The 19,316-nt window shown below is 72.3% G+C and carries 23 protein-coding genes and 1 tRNA gene; 11 read left to right on the forward strand and 13 right to left on the reverse strand.

All coding sequences use genetic code 11. The features are described from left to right. Positions 1-2 precede the first annotated feature (2 nt). The gene (gene efeU / locus Pdca_RS04995; protein ID WP_085914699.1) at positions 3-821 is read right to left on the reverse strand and encodes an iron uptake transporter permease EfeU; all 819 of its coding nucleotides are present in this window, start codon (positions 819-821) and stop codon (positions 3-5) included. A gap of 164 nt (positions 822-985) precedes the next feature. Here efeU and Pdca_RS35975 point away from each other — a divergent pair, with 164 nt between their 5' ends. Then, on the forward strand, positions 986-1,462 hold the full coding sequence (locus Pdca_RS35975) for a transposase (protein ID WP_179956585.1): 477 nt from the start codon (positions 986-988) through the stop codon (positions 1,460-1,462). After that, on the forward strand, positions 1,459-2,469 hold the full coding sequence (locus tag Pdca_RS05005) for an IS3 family transposase (protein ID WP_125911267.1): 1,011 nt from the start codon (positions 1,459-1,461) through the stop codon (positions 2,467-2,469). The genes Pdca_RS35975 and Pdca_RS05005 overlap by 4 nt, the downstream gene beginning before the upstream one ends. A 129-nt stretch (positions 2,470-2,598) precedes the next feature. Here the strand turns inward: Pdca_RS05005 and Pdca_RS05010 are convergent, their stop codons facing one another. Then, positions 2,599-3,000, reverse strand: coding sequence for a tetratricopeptide repeat protein (locus tag Pdca_RS05010; protein ID WP_085911544.1), 402 nt, complete (start codon positions 2,998-3,000; stop codon positions 2,599-2,601). 151 nt (positions 3,001-3,151) lie between these two features. Between Pdca_RS05010 and eno the strand changes: the two genes are divergently transcribed. The 3 genes from eno (at position 3,152) to Pdca_RS05025 (ending at position 5,677) form a co-directional block, all read left to right on the forward strand. Further along, a complete protein-coding gene (gene eno / locus Pdca_RS05015) occupies positions 3,152-4,447 on the forward strand; it encodes a phosphopyruvate hydratase (protein ID WP_085911758.1) in 1,296 nt (431 codons plus the stop codon). A gap of 119 nt (positions 4,448-4,566) precedes the next feature. Next, positions 4,567-5,139 carry an FtsB family cell division protein gene (locus tag Pdca_RS36285; RefSeq protein WP_197719925.1) on the forward strand — a complete coding sequence of 191 codons (573 nt, stop codon included), beginning with the start codon at positions 4,567-4,569 and terminating at the stop codon, positions 5,137-5,139. Between the two features lie 4 nt (positions 5,140-5,143). Continuing rightward, positions 5,144-5,677: a DUF501 domain-containing protein gene (locus Pdca_RS05025; protein ID WP_085911545.1), complete on the forward strand. Its 534-nt coding sequence runs from the start codon at positions 5,144-5,146 to the stop codon at positions 5,675-5,677. On the opposite strand, the gene Pdca_RS05030 is transcribed toward Pdca_RS05025, so the two are convergent. The 3 genes from Pdca_RS05030 to Pdca_RS05040 form a co-directional block, all read right to left on the reverse strand. Beyond that, complete coding sequence (locus Pdca_RS05030; protein WP_197719926.1) at positions 5,678-6,472, reverse strand: siderophore-interacting protein; 795 nt, start codon at positions 6,470-6,472, stop codon at positions 5,678-5,680. Next, positions 6,465-7,424: an ABC transporter substrate-binding protein gene (locus tag Pdca_RS05035; RefSeq protein ID WP_158092087.1), complete on the reverse strand. Its 960-nt coding sequence runs from the start codon at positions 7,422-7,424 to the stop codon at positions 6,465-6,467. Before Pdca_RS05035 ends, Pdca_RS05030 begins: the two co-directional genes overlap by 8 nt. A gap of 175 nt (positions 7,425-7,599) precedes the next feature. Beyond that, a complete protein-coding gene (locus Pdca_RS05040; RefSeq protein ID WP_197719927.1) occupies positions 7,600-9,264 on the reverse strand; it encodes an acyl-CoA dehydrogenase family protein in 1,665 nt (554 codons plus the stop codon). Between the two features lie 86 nt (positions 9,265-9,350). On the opposite strand from Pdca_RS05040, the gene Pdca_RS05045 reads away from it, so the two are divergent. Next, positions 9,351-10,304 carry a Ppx/GppA phosphatase family protein gene (locus Pdca_RS05045; RefSeq protein WP_085911762.1) on the forward strand — a complete coding sequence of 318 codons (954 nt, stop codon included), beginning with the start codon at positions 9,351-9,353 and terminating at the stop codon, positions 10,302-10,304. Next, positions 10,301-11,017, forward strand: coding sequence for a uracil-DNA glycosylase (locus Pdca_RS05050; RefSeq protein ID WP_085911547.1), 717 nt, complete (start codon positions 10,301-10,303; stop codon positions 11,015-11,017). The genes Pdca_RS05045 and Pdca_RS05050 overlap by 4 nt, the downstream gene beginning before the upstream one ends. 61 nt (positions 11,018-11,078) lie before the next feature. Here the strand turns inward: Pdca_RS05050 and Pdca_RS05055 are convergent, their stop codons facing one another. Continuing rightward, positions 11,079-11,420, reverse strand: coding sequence for a hypothetical protein (locus Pdca_RS05055; protein ID WP_085911548.1), 342 nt, complete (start codon positions 11,418-11,420; stop codon positions 11,079-11,081). 19 nt (positions 11,421-11,439) lie between these two features. Then, on the reverse strand, positions 11,440-12,258 hold the full coding sequence (locus tag Pdca_RS05060) for a class I SAM-dependent methyltransferase (RefSeq protein ID WP_085911549.1): 819 nt from the start codon (positions 12,256-12,258) through the stop codon (positions 11,440-11,442). Between the two features lie 32 nt (positions 12,259-12,290). On the opposite strand from Pdca_RS05060, the gene Pdca_RS05065 reads away from it, so the two are divergent. Further along, positions 12,291-12,364, forward strand: a tRNA-Leu gene (locus Pdca_RS05065). 127 nt (positions 12,365-12,491) lie between these two features. Here the strand turns inward: Pdca_RS05065 and Pdca_RS05070 are convergent. The 4 genes from Pdca_RS05070 to Pdca_RS05085 form a co-directional block, all read right to left on the reverse strand. Beyond that, a complete protein-coding gene (locus Pdca_RS05070; RefSeq protein WP_158092088.1) occupies positions 12,492-12,926 on the reverse strand; it encodes a cupin domain-containing protein in 435 nt (144 codons plus the stop codon). Positions 12,927-13,170: 244 nt separating this feature from the next. Continuing rightward, complete coding sequence (locus Pdca_RS05075; protein ID WP_085911551.1) at positions 13,171-13,548, reverse strand: DUF4345 domain-containing protein; 378 nt, start codon at positions 13,546-13,548, stop codon at positions 13,171-13,173. Between the two features lie 125 nt (positions 13,549-13,673). After that, the gene (locus tag Pdca_RS05080) at positions 13,674-14,066 is read right to left on the reverse strand and encodes a VOC family protein (protein ID WP_085911552.1); all 393 of its coding nucleotides are present in this window, start codon (positions 14,064-14,066) and stop codon (positions 13,674-13,676) included. Between the two features lie 214 nt (positions 14,067-14,280). Beyond that, the gene (locus Pdca_RS05085) at positions 14,281-14,775 is read right to left on the reverse strand and encodes an anthrone oxygenase family protein (protein ID WP_085911553.1); all 495 of its coding nucleotides are present in this window, start codon (positions 14,773-14,775) and stop codon (positions 14,281-14,283) included. A gap of 176 nt (positions 14,776-14,951) precedes the next feature. Here Pdca_RS05085 and Pdca_RS05090 point away from each other — a divergent pair, with 176 nt between their 5' ends. Next, positions 14,952-15,341 (forward strand): nuclear transport factor 2 family protein, encoded by a 390-nt coding sequence (locus Pdca_RS05090; RefSeq protein ID WP_085911554.1) that lies wholly within the window; start codon positions 14,952-14,954, stop codon positions 15,339-15,341. A 3-nt stretch (positions 15,342-15,344) separates the two neighbouring features. On the opposite strand, the gene Pdca_RS05095 is transcribed toward Pdca_RS05090, so the two are convergent. Further along, positions 15,345-16,667 (reverse strand): MFS transporter, encoded by a 1,323-nt coding sequence (locus tag Pdca_RS05095; protein ID WP_197719929.1) that lies wholly within the window; start codon positions 16,665-16,667, stop codon positions 15,345-15,347. Between the two features lie 168 nt (positions 16,668-16,835). Here Pdca_RS05095 and Pdca_RS05100 point away from each other — a divergent pair, with 168 nt between their 5' ends. Then, positions 16,836-18,311, forward strand: coding sequence for a carboxylesterase/lipase family protein (locus tag Pdca_RS05100; protein WP_085911555.1), 1,476 nt, complete (start codon positions 16,836-16,838; stop codon positions 18,309-18,311). Beyond that, positions 18,308-19,030 carry a TetR/AcrR family transcriptional regulator gene (locus Pdca_RS05105; protein ID WP_085911556.1) on the forward strand — a complete coding sequence of 241 codons (723 nt, stop codon included), beginning with the start codon at positions 18,308-18,310 and terminating at the stop codon, positions 19,028-19,030. Before Pdca_RS05100 ends, Pdca_RS05105 begins: the two co-directional genes overlap by 4 nt. 49 nt (positions 19,031-19,079) lie before the next feature. Here Pdca_RS05105 and Pdca_RS05110 read toward each other — a convergent pair whose 3' ends face one another. Beyond that, entirely contained in the window at positions 19,080-19,298 is a 219-nt protein-coding gene (locus Pdca_RS05110) for a hypothetical protein (RefSeq protein WP_085911557.1), read from the reverse strand. Positions 19,299-19,316: the final 18 nt, after the last annotated feature.

Below are 19,316 nucleotides of genomic sequence, written 5' to 3' on the forward strand. Positions count from 1 at the left end.
TCTCAGATGGTGGTGCTCGTGGAGCGGCGGGCCGGGCGCAGGAACAGCGCCAGCACGACCACGACGTAGACCGACCAGACGACGGCCTCCAGCACGGTCGTCCGCGGTGAGAAGTTGAAGATCCCCTTCAGCAGCGTGCCGTACCAGGAGTCGGCGGGGACGGCGGTGCTGACGTCGAAGGCCAGGGTGTTCAGGCCGGGCAGGATGGCGGCCTCCTGCAGGTCGTGCACGCCGTAGGCGAGGATCCCGGCGGCGACGAAGATCAGCAGGAAGCCGGTGACGGTGAAGAACCGGCCGAGATCGATCCGCAGTGCGCCGCGGTAGAGCAGGTAGGCCAGCAGCACGGCGACCGCGATCCCGGACAGGAAGCCGACCAGCGGCCCGGTCGTCTCCCCGGCGGCCTGTGCCGCGGCGAAGAAGAACACCGCCGTCTCCAGGCCCTCCCGGCCCACCGCCAGCGCGGCCATCAGCACGACCGCCCACGGGCCCATCGCGATCGCGGCGTCGAGCCGCCCCTCGAGCTCGGCCGACAGCGTCCGGCCGTGCGACCGCATCCAGAAGATCATCCAGGTGACGAAGCCCACGGCGATGATCGACAGCGAGCCGCCCAGCGCCTCCTGGGCCTCGAAGGTCAGCGCCTGCCGGGTCAGCGTCAGTCCGAGGGTGACCCCGACGCTGACGGCGACGGAGACGGTGACCCCGAGCCAGACCCGTGGCAGCTCCGCGCGTCGGCCGGTACGCACCAGGAAGGCCACCAAGATCGCCACCACGAGCGACGCCTCGAGACCTTCGCGCAGCCCGATGAGGGCGTTCCCCAGCATGTTCCTCCGACCGCAGGCACCGATGACAGGCACCAGGTCAGGGTGCGCTGTCCGATGCGGAGGCTAGCCTCACCGTTTCGCTCCGGAAAAGCCCTCTCTGCCAAGATCACCTGAGACAGGTTGAAGTCAGCGGTTCACAGTAGAGGGCGTGATCGGAGATCCTGGTGCTCGTGTCATCGGAGGAGCGTCGCGGTGCGGGGGCCGGCAGCAGCGGGTCGACGGCGTCGTCGTCGGGTCCGCGGTCGGCTGGTGGTCCGTCGCCGCGTCCGTCGCGTAGGTCGTTCAGCGCGGAATACAAGCTGGCGATCGTCGCGGAGTATGAGAACGCGCCGAACGGTGAGAAGGGCGCGGTCCTGCGCCGGGAGGGCCTGTATTCGTCGCACGTGATCGAGTGGACCCGGGCCCGGGACGTCGGCGCGCTGGAGGGCGTAGCCGATTCGAGGCGGTCGGCGAAACGTCCGAAGCGGTCGGCGGAGGCGGCCGAGTTGGAACGGCTCCGGGCCCGGAACGCGAAACTCGAATCCGACCTGACGAAGACGCGGACCGCGTTGGACATCATGGGAAAAGCGCACGCGCTCTTGGAGCAGCTGTCCGAGAGCGCGGACGACCAGGAACCACCGGCGCCGCGGAAGCGGCGTTGAACGGCGCGTTCACCGAGTTGCGCGCCGCTGAGGTGTCGATCAAGGCGGCGTGCGCGTTGACCGGTCGGTCGCGGGCCACGCACTACCGCCGCGCCGACCCGGCGGGGGTGACGCTCGGGCCGCTGCACGGCCCGCACCGTGCGCGCCGGCTCCCGCCCTCGACGATCACCGACGACGAGCGTGCCGCCGTGCTCGCGCTGCTGAACTCCGAGGACTACCGGGATCTGGCCATTCCGCAGGTGTGGGCCCGGGAGCTCGACGAGGGCCGGTGGTGGTGCTCGCAGTCGAGCATGTACCGGATCGCCCGCGCAGCGGGTCAGAACCGGGAACGGCGCGCCCAGGCCACGCATCCGCCGCGGGTGCGCCCGGAGCTGGTCGCTCATGGCCCGAGCGAGGTGTGGTCGTGGGACATCACCGCGCTGAAGGGCCCGCGGAAGGGCGAGTGGTACAAGCTGTATGTGGTGCTCGACATCTTCTCCCGCTACGTAGTCGGATGGCTCGCCGCGAACGCTGAGGATGCCGTCGTGGCGAAGGATTTCCTCGCCGACGCAGTCGCCCGCAACCACGTCATCCCGCAGACGATTCATGCCGACCGGGGCGGGTCGATGACCTCGAAACCGGTATCGGAGCTGATGGTCGATCTCGGTATCTGCCGGTCACATTCCCGGCCGCAGTGCTCGAATGACAACCCGTTCTCCGAGGCGCAGTTCAAGACGCTGAAGTACGTGCCGGACTTCCCGGACCGGTTCGGCTCGCTCGCTGATGCCCGCGCGTTCTGCGAGCGGTTCTTCGAGCACTACAACCACGAGCATCGGCACTCCGGCATCGGCATGCACACCCCGGCGTCGATCCACTTCGACACCGCGACCGAGGTCCGGGCTCAGCGTCAGACCGTCCTCGACCGCGCACACGCCCAGTATCCCGAGCGATTCAGTCGCCGGCCCAGCCCGCCGCGCCTGCCCGAGCAGGCGTGGATCAATCAACCCGTCCTACAGCCAACTCAGTAAGATCAACTGTCTCAGTTGACTTGACAGCTACCGAAGGGTCGCGAGCCCTTCCTCCCGGAAGATCCCCTGAGGCCTCGGAGTCCGCTTCGGACCAGGTCAGGACCTTGTGCCCGAACGGTCAGTGCTGGATCACGGCCGGTCGGAGACGACCGCGATCCGGGCCCTGACCTCGCCCAGTGCCTCCTGGTACTCCGGCCGCGGGTCCATTGCCGATGCCATCTTCAGCGACGTCTCGGCCTCGCCGAGCCGGCCCTGCCGCTGCAGTGTCTTGCCGAGCGCGAAGCGCGCGTAGTGATCGGCCGGGTCGATCTCGATCACCCGCAGGAACGACTGCTCGGCCTTCAAGAGCTGCGCCGAGTCCAGGTAGGCGCGGCCGGCGAGCAGATGCACCGACGCATCCGGCGAGCCGGCCGGATCGAGTACCGAACGCAGTGCCTCCAGGGCCTCCAGCGGACGGCGCCGGGAGAGCAGCTCGTCGGCCCGGCGGAACGCGGCCACCGGGTCCGTGGAGTTCGTGCGTGGACTGCTCATGGTCACTCCCACGTTAGGTGTGATCCACGTTCGAAGCGAGGGGTTGACACGGGGTGGGTGCCGGCAGCGTGACGTAAGCGTCCCCCGCGCGCCATGCGGCTGTGACTACGCTGGCGCCGAACACGACCGGCGATGCGTGATAGGAGTGACGGTGGCGGTCATCGAGCAGGTCGGAGCACGCGAGATCCTCGACTCGCGGGGTAACCCGACGGTGGAGGTCGAGGTCGCGCTGGACGACGGCACGCTGGCACGTGCCGCGGTTCCGTCGGGCGCCTCGACCGGTGAGCACGAGGCCGTGGAGCTGCGTGACGGGGACCCGAAGCGCTACGGCGGCAAGGGTGTGGAGAAGGCCGTGGCGGCGGTCCTGGACGAGATCGGGCCCGAGCTGGTCGGGGTCGAGGCGGTCGACCAGCGCCTGGTCGACCAGCGCCTGGTGGATCTCGACGGCACCCCGGACAAGTCGAAGTTCGGGGCGAACGCGCTGCTGGGCGTCTCGCTGGCGGTCGCGAAGGCCGGCGCCGAGTCGTCCGGGCTGGAGCTGTTCCGCTACGTGGGCGGCTCGAACGCGCACGTGCTGCCGGTGCCGATGATGAACATCCTCAACGGGGGAGCGCACGCCGACACCTCCGTCGACGTGCAGGAGTTCATGGTCGCGCCGATCGGCGCGGAGACCTTCCGCGAGTCGCTGCGCTGGGGGACCGAGGTCTACCACGCGCTGAAGTCGGAGCTGAAGGACAAGGGCCTCTCGACCGGGCTGGGCGACGAGGGCGGCTTCGCGCCCGACGTCAAGGGCGGCACCCGCGGCGCGCTCGACCTGATCGCGGCGGCCGTGCAGCGGGCCGGCTACACCCTGGGGACCGACGTCGTGCTGGCGCTCGACGTCGCGGCCACCGAGTTCCACGAGGGCGGCAAGTACTCCTTCGAGGGCAAGAAGGTCTCCTCCGACAAGCTCGCCGAGGTGTGGGCCGAGCTGGTCGACGCCTACCCGCTGGTGTCCATCGAGGACCCGCTCGACGAGAACGACTGGGACGGCTGGGTCGCGCTGACCGAGGCGATCGGCGACAAGGTGCAGCTGGTCGGCGACGACCTGTTCGTCACCAACCCGGAGCGGCTGGAGGACGGCATCGGCCGCGGCGCCGCGAACGCGCTGCTGGTGAAGGTGAACCAGATCGGCACGCTGTCCGAGACCCTCGACGCGGTGACGATGGCGCACAACGCGGGCTACCGCTGCATGATGAGCCACCGCTCCGGCGAGACCGAGGACGTGACGATCGCCGATCTCGCGGTCGCCACCGGCTGTGGCCAGATCAAGACCGGCGCCCCGGCCCGGTCCGAGCGGGTCGCCAAGTACAACCAGCTCCTGCGCATCGAGGAGCTGCTCGGCGATGCCGCCCGCTACAACGGCGAGCTGGCGTTCCCGCGCTACCAGGTGCCCGGCCAGGGCTGACCGGGTGATCCGGATGCCGCGCCGGATCGTCTCGGCGCGGCACCCGGACCGACGCCCGATCGGGCGGCATCCTGGGGCGGCGAACACGCAGCGGCACCGGCTCGGGGGAGGGGGACGCAGTGGCAGACACGCGCAACCGCGGCCGTGACGCCCGGGCGCGCGCCTCCGGGACCGGCCGGGCCCCGGCCAAGCCCCGGACCTCGCCGTCGGGCGCACGGAAGGGCACCGAGCGGTCCCGCCCGGCCGGCCCGCCGCCGTCCCGCCCGCGATTGACCAGGGCGCGGTCGAAGGCCGGTGAGGTCGTCGCGCGGACGACCGGCATGCTCGGGCTGTCGTCGACGAAGCGGGCCGCGATCCTGGCGATCGTGGTCTGTGCGCTCGCACTGACCGTCGCCGTCCCGCTGCACAACTACGTCGCCCAGCGCCAGGAGCTGGCGGCGGTCTCCGACCAGCAGCAGGCGCTGGAGGCCGAGGTCGACCGGCTGTCGGCGGACCGGTCCCGGCTGTCCGATCCGGCCGAGGTCGAGGCCGAGGCCAGGACCAGGCTGGGGATGGTGCAACCGGGGGAGACCCCGTACATCGTGCAGTTCCCGGCGCCGCCGGAGCCGGTCGTCGACGACGGGCAGGCCGAGCCCGGTGTCCCGTGGTTCACCACCCTGTGGAACGACGTCACGGGCGAACCGCGACGATGACGCGGTGAGTTCGCAGCCCGATCCCGTCACCCGCGCGCCCGGACTCGAGACCGGTCCGCCGTCGCCGGAGGATCTCGACGCCGTCGCCCAGCAGCTCGGGCGGGTACCGCGCGGGATCCTCGCGGTCGCCTACCGCTGCCCGTCCGGGCATCCCGCGGTCGTGCAGACCGCCCCGCGGCTGCCCGACGGCACCCCGTTCCCGACGCTCTACTACCTGACCTGCCCGCGGCTGGCGTCCCGGATCGGGACGCTGGAGGCGGAAGGCCGGATGAAGGAGATGGAGGCCCGGCTCGCCGACGATCCGGAGCTCGCCGAGCGCTACCGGTTCGCGCACGAGCGTTACCTCGCCGAGCGGGACGCGATCGAGCCGCTGGCAACCCACCCGGACGTCACCGCGGGCGGCATGCCGGACCGGGTGAAGTGCCTGCACGTGCACGTTGCGCACGCGCTCGCCGCCGGATCCGGGATCAACCCGTTCGGCGACGAGGCGCTCGACGAGCTGGGCGACTGGTGGCGGGGCGCGGACTGCGCCCGCTGATCAGCCGCGGGCCTGGCCCAGGCGCCAGTACCCGGAGAACATGATCCGTTCCTTCGGGACGCCGCGCTCCTCGACCAGGTGCCGGCGGGCGCGTCGTACGAGATCGGCTTCGCCGCAGACCCAGGCGTAGTCGATCGGGTCCGGGAGCGCCGCATCCTCCAGCACCGGGATCAGGGCGGCCCCGGGTGCCTGCCCGCCCCGCGCGACCCGGATCGGGCCGTCGGTGAGATCGACGGCGTCGTCGAGGTCGGGGACCTCGACCAGGGCGACGGTGCCGACCGCCGGCGCGGACTCCAGGATGCGGGCGAGGGCGGGCAGTGCCGTCTCGTCGCCGATCAGCACCTGGCTGCGAGCATCGGGCGGGAGCAGGTAGGGAGCGCCGGACTCCCGGACGCCGATGACGTCACCGGCGCGGGCGTCGAGCGCCCAGCGGCTGCCGGGGCCCTCGTCGCCGTGCACCACGAAGTCGATGTCGACGGCCGACTCGGCCGGGCGGTGACGGCGCAGCGTGTACCAGCGCAACGCCGGACGGTCCGGCTCGGAAAGCCCGGCCAGCGCCGAGCGGATGTCGTCCCCCGAACAGGGCAGCGTGAGCGGCCGCCCCGCGGCGGGCAATAGCAGGCCGAAGAACTCGTCGGGGCCGAGCGGATCGAGATCGGCGAACTCCGGGGCCACCAGCGTGATCCGCCGCAGGTGCGGCGACACCTGCTCGGCACCGGACACGGTGGCCCGGTAGAGCCGGTGCTCGGTGCGCAGGTTGCGGGCCGCCCGGCGCGGCGCGTCCGGCTCAGCCACCGGTGGCTGCCGCGTCACCGGCGAGCGCGGTCCGGATCCGGCGGACGACCCCGCAGGCGGCGCGGCCGAGCCCGTTGTTCAGGGTGGCGTCGAGATCGAACACCCGGTTCGCGAGCACGGCGGGCTGAGCCCGGAACAGCGGGGACTCCTGCAGCGCGGGACGGTCGTCCAGGCTCTGGACGAACAGGACGTCGGCGTTCGCGGCGGTGCCGAGCTCTTCACCGCCGACCTCGAAGTACGGCTCCTCGGCGGACGGGTCGTAGTGCGGCTGGGTGAATCCGAGATCGGCCGCGACCCGGTTCGCGAGCAGGTTCGCCCACACGTACATGCCGCCGGTGTCCAGGGCGGTGCCCATGGTCAGGGTGAGCCGGTCGGGGATGTCGCCGAGTGCTCGGCGGGCCTCGGCGACGAGCGCCTCGTAGCGCTCGATCTCGCTCTGCCCGCGGTCCTCCCGCTGCAGACCGGCCGCCTGCCCGGTGATGTCCTCGACCCACTGCGGCCGACCGGCCTGGACCGCGAGGATCGGGGCGATCCGGGCGAGCAGGTCGTTGCCGTAGAAGTCCTGCTGGTATGCGTTGGCCCGCATCACGATCAGGTCCGGCGCGATCGCCGCGAGCTGCTCGAGGTCCGGCTTCTGGGTGCTGAACCGGATTTCCTGGACGGCATCGAGATCGAACTCGGACAGCTCGTCGAGCAGCGCACCGTCGCGGCCGAAGTAGAACCCGCTGGCGACGACCGGATAGCCGGTGACGAGCGCGAACTCCAGGTCCCCGCGGCCTTCGACGACCGCGACCCGGGTCGGCTCGGCCGGGATCCGGGTCTCGACGCCCTGGTAGCTGAAGTCGATCATCGCCGGACCGGTCGGACCGCTCGTCGTCGAGCAGCCGGTCATCGCGGCGGCTGCGGCGACGGCGCTGCCGAGGAGGAACCCGCGCCGGTCGAGCTCGCTCACGATGGCCGGCCATCCGGTCCGGTGCAGCGCGATCGGGGGAGCGCCCGCGATGTGCAGGACCGATCGGGGGGCGGGTGGGCAGAGCACGGGCACGGGGCGACTCCGGTTCATGAGGGTAGGCAAACCGAAGTTAACAGGCGAACAGCCCGGCCGGACCTGATGTGATCGGGCCCTCTCAGGACTCCTGGAGCGCCGGCGTCGCCCGCTGCAGCACGACGTCCACGGCGCTCCCTCCCGGCCGGGATCCGGCCGTGCGGAGCGGCCCGTCGGCGTCGAGCCGGGTCGCGAGGAACGTGTCCGCGACCGCGGTCGGGGCGTGCCGGACGAGCAGCGAGCCCTGCAACGCGAGTGCGGCCAGCTCGGCGAGGCGCCGGGCCCGGCGTTCCTGCGGTGCGGCCAGCTCGGTGCGCAGCGCGGCGGTCGTCGCGTCCAGCCGCGGGTCCTGCCCGGCGGCCAGATCGATCTCGGTCAGCAGTGCGTCGACGGCGTCCGGCTCGCGGGTGATCGCGCGCAGCGCGTCGAGTGCGGTGACGTTGCCCGCGCCCTCCCAGATCGAGTTGAGCGGTGCCTCCCGGTACAGCCGGGGCAGGTCGGACTCCTCGACGTAGCCGTTGCCGCCCAGGCACTCCAGCGCCTCCGCGACGACCGCCGAGGTGCGCTTGCAGACCAGGTACTTCGACACCGGCAGCGCGAGCCGCAGCAGCGCCGTCTCGCCGCGGTCGACCGCGCCGGCCAGCCGCATCGCCAGCACGGTGGCGGCCTCGGTCTCGGCGGCCAGCTCGGCGAGCACCTCGCGCATCAGCGGCTGATCGATCAGCCGGGCGCCGAACGCGCTGCGGTGCGCGGCGTGGTGCGCGGCCTCGACGACCGCGGCCCGCTGCGTGCCGGTGGCGCCGAGCACACAGTCCAGCCGGGTCATCGAGACCATCTCGATGATCGTCCGGACGCCGCGGCCCTCCTCGCCGACCCGCCAGCCCACCGCGCCGGAGTACTCGATCTCGGACGACGCGTTCGACCGGTTGCCCAGCTTGTCCTTGAGCCGCTGCAGCCGGATCGCGTTGCGCGTGCCGTCGGGCAGGACCCGCGGCAGGACCAGGCAGGTCAGTCCGCCGGGCGCCTGGGCCAGGGTGAGGAACAGGTCGTTCATCGGCGCCGAGGTGAACCACTTGTGCCCGGTCAGCCGGTAGCTGCCGTCCGGCTGCGGCGCGGCGACGGTGGTGCCGGAACGGACGTCGGAGCCGCCCTGCTTCTCGGTCATCGACATTCCGGCGAGCAGGCCCGGCTTGCCGGCCGGGACGGCGAGCCCCGGGGCGTAGGCGAGCGCGGTCAGTCCCGGCTCGTAGGCGGCCGCGAGCTCCGGGGCGTGCCGCAGCGCCGGGACAGAGGCGTAGGTCATCGAGACCGGGCACAGGTGGCCCTGCTCGACCTGCGAGGTCAGCGCGAACCCGGCGGCGCGGGTGACGTGCGCGCCGGTGCCGGGCGCGGCCGCCCACGGGGCGGCGGCGAGGCCGTGCTCGATGCTGACCCGCATCAGCTCGTGCCACGACGGGTGGAAGCCGACCTCGTCGATCCGGTGCCCGGTGCGGTCGTGCGTACGCAACTCGGGCTCGTGCGCGTTGGCCGCCCTGGCGTGCTCGCGGTGCACCTCGGAGCCGACGACGGCGGCCAGCCCGGTCAGCCGGTCCAGGTCGCCACCCTCCCGGGTCAGCGCCTCGACCAGCGCCGGGTCGGTGCCGAGCAGGTCGCCGTCCGGGCGCGGCGGGACCTGGTTGGTGACCTCGTGGGTGCCGAGATCGGACACGGGTGCCGGCGTCTCCGGCCGGGTGTGCGTCGTCGTCACTACCCGAGGGTAACTTGACCGGCGGGTCCGCCTCCAGGCTTCCGCGTACGGTGGCGGCGACCGGTCGTCCAGCTCAGGGAGTGCCGATGTCACGGGTGGCCGCCATCGACTGCGGGACCAACTCGATCCGTCTGCTCGTCGCGGACGTCACCGAGGCGTTCGACGGCGCCAAGGAGCTCCGTGACCTGCACCGGGAGATGCGGATCGTGCGGCTCGGGAAGGGCGTCGACGCGACCGGCCGGCTCGATCCGGAGGCCCTGGAGCGGACCAGGGTCGCACTCGTCGACTACGCCGCCGCGGCCCGCCGCAAGGGTGCCGAGCGGGTCCGGATGGTCGCCACCTCGGCGACCCGCGACGCGGCCAACCGCGAGGACTTCTTCGCGATGGTGCGCGACACCCTCGGGGTCGAGGCGGAGATCATCACCGGGGACGAGGAGGCGCGGCTGTCGTTCGTCGGTGCGGTCGGCGATCTCGACCCGGACGACGGGCCGTTCGTGGTGACCGACGTCGGCGGCGGCTCCACCGAGGTCGTCGTGGGGGCGCTGCGCGACGGTGTCGCCGAGGTGACCGCTGCCCGGTCGGTGGACATGGGATCGGTGCGGCTGACCGAGCGCTGCCTGCCATCGGACCCGCCGTCGCCCGCCGAGGTGGCGCAGGCCCGCGAGGTCGCCGCCGAGGTGCTCGCCGAGGCGTTCGCGTCGGTGCCGGTCGAGGGTGCCCGGACCTGGGTCGGCGTCGCCGGGACCATCACCACGCTGTCCGGGATCGCCCAGGACCTGCCGCGCTACGACCCGGAGGCGGTGCACCTGTCGACGCTCTCGCGCGACGAGCTGCACCGGGTCGCCGATCTGCTCATCCACGCGCCGCGCGCGGAGCGCGGGAAGCACGGCGCACTGCACCCGGGCCGGGTCGACGTGATCGGCGCCGGGTCGCTGGTCGTGCAGGCGCTCGCCGACGAGCTGCACGCGCGCGCCGGGATCGACCGGGTCGTCGTCTCCGAGCACGACATCCTGGACGGCATCGCGCGTTCGATCGCATGAACCTGGCGCTGCTGGACCGGCAGATCTCCGAGTGCCGGGCCTGCCCGCGCCTGGTCGAATGGCGCGAGCAGGTGGCCGCGGAGAAGCGGGCCGCGTTCCGCGGGCAGACCTACTGGGGCCGCCCGGTGCCCGGGTTCGGCCCGGCCGACGCGGCGATGCTGATCGTCGGGCTCGCGCCGGCCGCGCACGGCGCCAACCGCACCGGCCGGATGTTCACCGGTGACCGCAGTGGCGACGTGCTCTACGCCGCGATGCACGCGGTCGGCCTGGCCTCGCAGCCCACCGCGACGCATGCGGGCGACGGGTTGGAACTGTACGGCGTCCGGATCACCGCGCCGGTGCACTGCGCGCCGCCGGCGAACAAGCCGACCCCCGCCGAACGCGACACCTGCCGGACCTGGCTGGAACAGGAGCTGGACCTGCTCGCACCGACCGTCCGGTCGATCATGGTGCTGGGTGGTTTCGGCTGGCAGGCGCTGTTGCCGGTGCTCGCCGGCGCCGGCTGGGAGATCCCGCGCCCGCGGCCGCGGTTCGGCCACGGGGCGTCGGTGACGCTGCGGCCCGCCGGTCCGCGGCGCGCGCCGCTGGAGCTGTTCGGCTGCTACCACGTGAGCCAGCAGAACACCTTCACCGGACGCCTGACCCCGGACATGCTGGAGCGGGTGCTGGCCGACGCAGCCCGGGCCGGTGGGCTCTCGCCCGCAGCGCGCTAGCCAACGCCGACCGGCGGCGTCGTCGCAGGTCGCAGGAGTGTCGTCGGTCGCTTTGCTCTGCTTACCCGTCGAGGGAGATGCCGACGGTCACCTGTCCGCCCTCGCGGCGCGCCACCCCGTGCCCTGTCCGGTCGCGGCCGTCCAACCGGACGGTGAGCGGGTGCCCGTCGCCGGTGAAGTTGCGCCACCACGACTTCCGGTCGGCCAGTGCGATCTGGATCAGCACCCGGTCCGGGCCGTCCTGCTGGTAGGCGACGGGGAGGCTGAACTCCTGCCCGGACCGGCGTCCGGTGTAGGTCAGGATCGTCATCCGGCCCTGCACGAGTCCACGCAGCCGCGGGGAACGCAGCAGGGCGTCGATGACGGCGTTGAACGGTCTGGCGGCAGTCTGCAGAGCTGACACGGTCGGGGGTCCTTCTCTCTCAGCGGGTGATGAAGCGGTGCAGGCGCATCGCGTCCTGCAGCATCGGCAGGTGTCCGGCCGTGGACAGCAGCGGGCGCAGCCACACCCGAGGATGCCGGATCGTGAGCTCGTCGATGATCGAGACGTCGTCGAGCTCGCGCAGTGTGTTGTGCCGGTGTGCGAAGTCGGCGGGGTTCCAGGACCAGTGGAACCCGGTGCCCAACGCCCTGAACGTGGGGGTCCATCGGGACACGCTCGCCGTCCACGGGGAGACGGCGTCGAAGGCCAGCGCGGCCCGCGGCGTCCCACTGACGATCCGATCGACCGTGGCGTGCACCGCCGCCGGCCGCAGGTACATGAACAGGCCCTCGGCGATGGCCAGGGTCGGCCGGCCCGGATCGACCGCGCCCCACCAGCCCTCGTCGGTGACCGAGCCGGGAACCTGCTCGACGTGCGCGGGGAACGAGTACAGCCGTCGCCGGATGTCGATCACCTCGGGCTGGTCGACGTCGAGCCAGCGGACGGTCGGCGGCACCGCCACCCGCAGCGGACGGCTGTCCAGCCCGCAGCCCAGGTGCAGCACCTGGCCGTGCGACTCGGTCCGGAGGAAGTCCCGGGTCCAGCCGTCCAGCACGGCGGACCGGCAGGCGATGGTGGCGGCGTCGCCCGCGAACTGCCAGAGGCCGTGGACGTCGTGCTCGATGCGGTCGTAGACCTCGCCGGCGTAGGCGTCACCGAGGATCGGACTGCGGGAACGCGCGTCGAGACGTCGCATGTAGAGGGTCATCAGCAGGGTCGCGGCGGCGCCGCGCAGATCCACCTTCTCGGTGTGCGCCATCGTCGACCTCCCACTGGCTACGCTGGCGTGGCGCCCCCGTAGCCCAACGGCAGAGGCAAGCCCCTTAAAAGGGTTACCGGTGTGGGTTCGAATCCCACCGGGGGCACCCGTTCCGACCGCGACTTTACGCCCCTGACCAGCATGTTCGCCCGTCGAGGCTGCGGTCCGGCTGTCCGCCTGTGACCGGCGGAAACCGGTGCCCATCGAGCGACCTCGCGCTGACGTCTCGAGGTCTACTCGTCCCAGACGATCCCGACCGAGTCCAGACGCGGGCGGTCGAAGCCCCACAGGAATTCGAGCGTCTCCCGCGGACGGTCGTTGTGGATCCGGTGCGGCACCGCCCTCGGGATCCACAGAGCCGAACCGGGCTCACCGCGGATGACCTCGTCGCCGATGGTGAACTGCGCCGATCCCCGGATGATGTAGTACCACTCGTCGGCGTGCGGGTGATGGTGGAGCAGGTGCACCTCGCCAGGGCTCAGCCAGGCCAGACCGACCATCAGGCGCTCGGACCCGACGAGCTGCTCCGACACGAGTTCGACCAGCCGTCCCCGATCGCGCGGGTCACCACCGGCGCTCATCCACGACTCGTTCCCGGCGTCGCCCTGGTCGACGACGGGTTGGTCCTGCGCCCTGACGTGAAATCTGCTCAACGTGTTGTCAGTCATCGACATCCCTCGAAGACGTGTCCCGGCCGCCGAGCGCCGGCCGCATCACCCGCTCGATCGGAGCCGTCGTGGGCGGACGGCGCGGACCCTGGCGTCGCGATGACCCGGGCGGCCACCCCGGGAAGTCTCCGAGACGAGAACTCCTGACGTCCATCTCAGGATGTCGCCCCTGATCGTGTTCGTGCGGTACACGATTGATCGCCCTGACGAGGGCGTCGAGGCGTGGTGACCGGGGGGCCCGCGATCACCCGTGAGCGGCCCGCTCGCGCCTGCCCAGCACCTCCGTCACGACCGGGGCGGCGAGCTCGACGGCGAGCAGCACGTCGTGGAACCGGTGCGGCCTGCCCCGGGTCGCGCGGGTCACCAGGCGTCCGACGCCGCCGAGTGCCATCAGCCCGGCGAGGATCCGCAGCCGGTCCAGGTCCGGTTCGTCGTCGGTGGTGGCGTCGAGCCAGGCCAAGCCGTAGCCGGCGAACACGGGCCCCATGAAGCGGACGTGTGAGTCCACCGTCGCGTCACCGGTCATGCCCGGCTCGCCGCGCACCCCGCCGACGAGCTGGATCCCTCCGATCGCCATGCAGGCCCATCCGGTCACCTGTCCTACGGTCCTCAACGTCGACATGCGGCCATCCTCGCAGGCGTGGGGGTGTCGCCCCAGTAGATTCGCCGAGGCTCCCGACCGGCACCGGCACCGGCACCGGCACCGGCACCGGCATGCGCGTCGCGGACCCTGAACGGCCGGCCCGGCTATCCGGTGGGCCCGGAGAACCCGATCAGAACCCCGCCCGGTGCCCGGACGAGTGCGGTGCACACGCCGTCCATGATCTTCGTCGGCGGGCGCACGGGCTCGGCTCCGGCGCGCAGGGCGTGCTCGTAGGCGGCCCGGGTGTCGCGCACGTGGACGGTGGGCGTGGCGCCGGTCGTCTCGTCCGGGGCGGTCTGGCGGATCCCGCCGCCTCCGGCGTCGGAGTAGGCGAACAGGTGGTAGTCGCCGTCGCCGACCGGGAAGGGCGGCTGGAAGCTCCAGCCGAGGACGTCGGCGCACCAGTTGCGGGTGGCGTCCGCGTCGTTACTGGCCAGGTCGGTGTGGGTGATCCAGCCGTAGAGGTCGTCGGTGAACCGGTGGGACCGTTCGGTCATGCTCGTCCTCCGTCATCGGTCGTTGCGGGTAGGACCGGAGGCGGAACCGGAAGTCATCGCTCTGCGTCGTCCGGCAGTCCGGTTCGTGACTGCTGTGGCGGGGGCGATGAGCGCAGCTCCTGCCGCGCTGACTCGTCGGGTTCGGGTGGTGCGTCGGGGGACCAGCGAAGGGGTGGGCGGGACGCCCTCCTCCGGGGCGGTCATGACGTCGCGGTCACCGGGTTTCCGGGCCGGACCGCGCGGCGTACTCGAACCCGGCGGTGGCGACGGCCAGCAGCACCAGGCGGACCCCGTTCACGGCGTCCCACCGGGCGAGCAGCCGGTCCCGCTCGTCCGGGGTGATCGGTCCTCCGTCGTCCAACAGCCGGAGGTTGACCGTGCGCACGAGGTATCCGGTCAGGACTGTCGCGGCGAGCGACGATCCCGCCGCCGTCACGGTCGCCCGCCGGGCGCCGGTGCTGCGCGGCCCGGTGGCGACCGCGGCGACGGCCGAGCCGAGTACCAGCGGGATCGCGGGAACGTGGTAGCGCGCCGGACTGCCCCGGCGCAGCGGCCCCCGGCCCCGCGGGCGGTCCGTGCGGTCGTGCTCGTCGGCGAGCCGCTCGGGTATCCGGACGACGGCCTCGTACAGGTTCACGGCGAACCACTGGACGTGGGTCAGCCGGGCGAGGGCCAGGGCCGGGCCCGTGCGGCGTCGTCGGCTCGACATCCGCGCAGGCTACGGCGTTGCCGCCGGTTCCGGAGGCGCGTTCGACAACAGGATGCTCCGCTGCACATCGGTCGATCACCCGCCGCCAGGACCTCGCCGGCACCGCGGAATGAAAGCGACCGCGCCGGGGTTGGCTCGTTCCGACCACATCCCCGCGCACCGGAGGCCAGTTCGCCGTGACCGACACCGACCTGCAGCGCAACAAGGACAACGTCCGGGCGTTCTACGACCTGATGTTCAACCGGTGCCGCCCCGCCGAGGCGATCGAGCGCTACGCGGGGGCGACCTACATCCAGCACAACGTGCACGTCGCCGACGGCAAGCAGGCCTTCATCGACTACTTCGAGCGGATGGCGGCGGAGTACCCGGGCAAGTCCGTCCGGTTCGTCCGGGCGATCGCGGAGGGGGACCTGGTCGTCCTGCACTGTCACCAGAGCTGGCCGGGCGGCGACGACTACGCGGGCATCGACATCTTCCGGCTGGACGACGACGGCAAGGTCGTCGAGCACTGGGACGTCCTGCAGGTCGTCCCGGCCACCTCGGCGAACGACAACGGCCTGTTCTGACGATCACGGACGGCCGGCGGCCTGCGGTGTGGCGCCCCGCTCGCGACGCACCATCACCGCCAGCAGCACGCTGATGGCGATCCCCACGACGCAGGCCCCCAGCACGAAGACGAACGACGCCACCGAGTCCCCGCCCGATCCCTCGAGCAGCCCGAACACCGCCGGCCCGACGAAGGCCCCGGTCAGGCCGATCATGTTCACGAAGGCCAGCCCCACCGCTGCCATCAGCCCGGACATCCGGGACATCGCGACCGACCAGAACAGCGGCAGGGTGCCGATCACGAAGAAGTTCGTCGCGTAGAGCAGCACGATCTGCAACACGGGGTTCGCCACCGCCAGGTAGCCGCCCAGAGTGGCGGTCGCCAGCACCGCGCACAGCACGATCAGGCCGGTGTCGTCGTGCACGTGGCGGCGGTGCAGCCACGGGAAGAACAGCACCCCGGCGAGCGCGCCGACGCCGAGACCGGCGGTGATCACGCCGATCTGCAGCGGGTCGTCGACCCCGAGCGCCTGGATCAGCGACGGCACGTTGAACCCGACCGCGGCGCCGATGAGCTGGTTGAGGAAGTAGAGCCCGGACAGCACCAGGATCACCGGGCGGCCGAACGCGTACCCGAGGTTGCCGCGCAGCCGGCCCGGTGACGGCTGGTCGCCGGAGCCGGCCCGGGCGCTGAGCTCGTCGGCCTCCGCGCGGCTGAGCCAGCGGGCGTCCTGCGGGCGGCTGGGCAGGGTGAACCAGACGAGGATGCCGATCAGCACCGTCACCAGGCCCTCGACCATGAACATCCACTGCCAGCCGTACAGGCCCGCGGTGCCGTCGAGCAGCATCAGCGCTCCGCCGGCCGGTGAGCCGAGGATGAGCGCGAGGGCGGGTGCGGTGTAGATCAGCCCGACCACCGTCACCCGGTGCTTCGGGGCGAACCACAACGTGACCATGTACATCAGGGCCGGGTAGAGGCCGGCCTCGGCGGCGCCGAGCAGGAAGCGCAGCACGTAGAACGACAGCTCGCCCTGCACGAACATCATCGCCGCCGAGACGAGCCCCCAGGTCACGGCGATCCGGGTGATCCAGGCCCGGGCCCCGATCCGGTGCAGGACCATGTTGCTCGGGATCTCCAGCAGCGCGTAGCTGAGGAAGAAGATCCCGGCCCCGAGCCCGTAGGCGGCGGCGCTGATCCCGACGTCGGCCTCGAGCTGGGTCTTGGCCAGCGCGACGTTCGTCCGGTTCACATAGGACATGAAGTACGCGATGCCCATGATCGGCAGCAGCCGGTACATCGCCTTTCGGGTGGCGACGGCGTGCAACGTCGCGAGGCCGGTCGACATTGAAGGGTCCCCCTGACATCCAGTGTCACCACTGCGGCGACATACTGGCACTGAGTGTCAGCATGAACGGTCGATGCTCGGGTGACAAGGGCGAGTTGCACGGTGCATGCAGGCAGCGGGCGTGGCACTCGGTGTCATGTATGGCTGCCGACGTGTCACACTGGATCGATGTTGCAGCAGGACGAGGCCGCACCCGTCGTCGAGCTGCCCCAGGGGGCCGTGCGGGGAGCCCGGCACCGTGACGGCGTCGTCTACCGGGCGTTGCCCTACGCCGCACCGCCGGTCGGCGCGCTCCGGTTCCGGCCGCCCGAGCCGCCGTCGTCGTGGAGCGGTGTCCGGGAGGCGACCCGCACCGGGCCGACCGCACCGCAGGCGGTCCCCCAGGGGGAGATCGGCAGGCTGCTCGGGAACCCGGTCGATCCCGGCGATGACCACCTGCACCTCGACGTGTGGGCGCCGGAGCAGGCGAGCGCCGCGCCGGTGGTGGTGTTCGTGCACGGCGGAGCCTTCGTGACCGGCTCCAACGCGGTCGGCGGCTACACCGGCGGGAGCTTCGCCCGGGACGGGATCGTCTACGTCGGCATCAACTACCGGCTCGGCGCCGACGGCTTCCTGTGGCTCGGCGAGGGCACCCCCAATCTCGGGCTGCTGGACCAGGTCGCCGCACTGCGCTGGGTCCGCGACCACATCGCGCTGTTCGGCGGCGATCCCGGCAACGTCACGGTGATGGGCGAGTCCGCCGGGGCGATGAGCATCGGCGCGCTGCTCGCGATGCCCGCCGCGCGCGGATTGTTCGGGCGGGCGATCCTGCAGTCCGGCGCCGGGCACCACACGCTGACCCCGGAGAGCGCGCACCGGGTGGGCACCCGGCTCGCCGCACTGCTCGGCGTGCCCGCCACCCGGGAGGCGATCGCCGGGATCGAGCCGGCACGGGTCGTCGCCGCCCAGATGCGGCTCGCCGCCGAGCTCGTGCGCCGGCCGTTCCGCCGTGGGTGGGCCGAGATCGTCGCCAACCTGATGCCGTTCGAGCCGGTCGTCGACGGCGAGGTGCTGCCCCGGAGCCCGATCGACGCCGCCCGTGCCGGGAGCACCGCCCCGGTGGACCTGCTGATCGGCCACAACCTGGAGGAGGCCCGGCTGTTCCTGAGCGGGTTCGCCGAGAACGGCCTGCGCACCCGGCTGGCGGCCCGGTTGATGGCCCGCCGCTACCGGCTCGGCGCCGGGCTGCGCGGCTACCCGCGCACCGGCAGCGATCTGGACCTGCTCTGCGACGTGCTCACCGACGCCGTCTACCGGATCCCCGCGCTGCGCCTCGCCGAGACGCACGGGCGTTCGCACCTCTACCGGTTCGGCTGGCGTTCACCCGCCTGGGACGGACGCCTCGGCGCCGCGCACGCGGTGGAGCTCCCGTTCGTCTTCGACTCCCTGGACCACCCCGACTGGCACGGCCTGCTCGGCGACGAGCGGCCGCGCGAGCTCGCCCGGGAGATGCACGCCGCCTGGGTCTCGTTCATCCGGAGCGGCGATCCCGGCTGGCCCGCCTACGAGACCGAACACCGCCGGGAGCGGGAGTTCGCCGGCGCCGGCCGGGTCGTCACCGACGCCGATCGCGCCCGCCGGATCGCCTGGGACGGACGGCGATGACGGGTGCCCCGCAGCCCGAACCGGTCGACACCACGACGCACATCGCGCGGACCGCGCTCGGCCTGTTCCTGGAGCACGGCTACGAGCAGGTGACCGTCGACGCGATCGCCGCCGCGGCCGGGGTGTCCAGGCGGACCGTGTTCCGGCACTTCGAGAGCAAGGACGAGATCCCGTTCCCCGATCACGCCGAGCGCCGGGAGCGGGCGCGGGTGTTCCTCGCCGAACCGGGGCGAGGCGCCGATCCGGTGCGCGACGTCATCGAGGCGACCGAGTACACGCTCGCCGACTTCCTGTCCGATCCGGACCTGGTGCTCCGCCGCTACCGGCTCACCAGGGTGGTGCCCCGGCTGGCCGAGCGCGAGATCCTCGAGCACGAGCGGTACCTGGTGTACAGCCGCCGGCACCTGAGGCTGCACCTGCCCAGCGGCAGTCGGACGTTCGAGCCGATGGCGATCGCGGCGCTCATCGACGGCATGCACCGCTCGGCACTCGGTGACTGGCTCCGCAGCGGCGGCGCCACCGACGCGATGGCCGACCTGCGTTCCGGTACCCGCTGGGCCCAGCGGGCGCTGGCCGCGGCGACCGACGACGCCGTGAGCACCTCGCTGCTGGCGGTCGTGCCCAACACCCCGACCGCCCGGCGGCTGCTGCAGGACCTGGTGAAACTCGACGCCCCGGAGCGGTCACGCCCGGCGGCCGGGGACTCCGTCGCCGGTTGAGCACCGGCTCCGGCGCTCGGCGGCGGATCCCCGGCGGCACCAGCGGTGATCAGTCCGGGACGTCCGCCTGCGCGGCCGAGTGGACGACCCGGGCGGCGTCGACGGCGTCCAACCGGTCCGTCCGCAGGGTCAGGGTGAAGCGGGTCGCCGCGCCCAGCAGGGCCTTGCTGGAGCGCTCCCACCGGCGCGTCCAGCTGCGGCCGACCGGGCCGCGCAGCCCGCGGCCGGCCCTGGCCCGGGCGTCGCGGGCCGGGCACCACAGCAGCACCGGCAGCCAGTGCGGGGA

Source organism: Pseudonocardia autotrophica, assembly GCF_003945385.1.
GTDB classification, from domain to species: domain Bacteria; phylum Actinomycetota; class Actinomycetes; order Mycobacteriales; family Pseudonocardiaceae; genus Pseudonocardia; species Pseudonocardia autotrophica.

What these genes read in the sequence shown, in the direction of transcription:
- efeU (WP_085914699.1), bottom strand. Translation starts at nt 821, where the DNA reads ATGCTGGGGAACGCCCTCATCGGGCTGCGCGAAGGTCTCGAGGCGTCG.
- Pdca_RS05010 (WP_085911544.1), bottom strand. Translation starts at nt 3,000, where the DNA reads ATGAGCAGTCCACGCACGAACTCCACGGACCCGGTGGCCGCGTTCCGC.
- Pdca_RS05045 (WP_085911762.1), top strand. Translation starts at nt 9,351, where the DNA reads ATGTCACGGGTGGCCGCCATCGACTGCGGGACCAACTCGATCCGTCTG.
- Pdca_RS05050 (WP_085911547.1), top strand. Translation starts at nt 10,301, where the DNA reads ATGAACCTGGCGCTGCTGGACCGGCAGATCTCCGAGTGCCGGGCCTGC.
- Pdca_RS05060 (WP_085911549.1), bottom strand. Translation starts at nt 12,258, where the DNA reads ATGGCGCACACCGAGAAGGTGGATCTGCGCGGCGCCGCCGCGACCCTG.
- Pdca_RS05070 (WP_158092088.1), bottom strand. Translation starts at nt 12,926, where the DNA reads ATGACTGACAACACGTTGAGCAGATTTCACGTCAGGGCGCAGGACCAA.
- Pdca_RS05075 (WP_085911551.1), bottom strand. Translation starts at nt 13,548, where the DNA reads ATGTCGACGTTGAGGACCGTAGGACAGGTGACCGGATGGGCCTGCATG.
- Pdca_RS05080 (WP_085911552.1), bottom strand. Translation starts at nt 14,066, where the DNA reads ATGACCGAACGGTCCCACCGGTTCACCGACGACCTCTACGGCTGGATC.
- Pdca_RS05085 (WP_085911553.1), bottom strand. Translation starts at nt 14,775, where the DNA reads ATGTCGAGCCGACGACGCCGCACGGGCCCGGCCCTGGCCCTCGCCCGG.
- Pdca_RS05095 (WP_197719929.1), bottom strand. Translation starts at nt 16,667, where the DNA reads ATGTCGACCGGCCTCGCGACGTTGCACGCCGTCGCCACCCGAAAGGCG.
- Pdca_RS05100 (WP_085911555.1), top strand. Translation starts at nt 16,836, where the DNA reads ATGTTGCAGCAGGACGAGGCCGCACCCGTCGTCGAGCTGCCCCAGGGG.
- Pdca_RS05105 (WP_085911556.1), top strand. Translation starts at nt 18,308, where the DNA reads ATGACGGGTGCCCCGCAGCCCGAACCGGTCGACACCACGACGCACATC.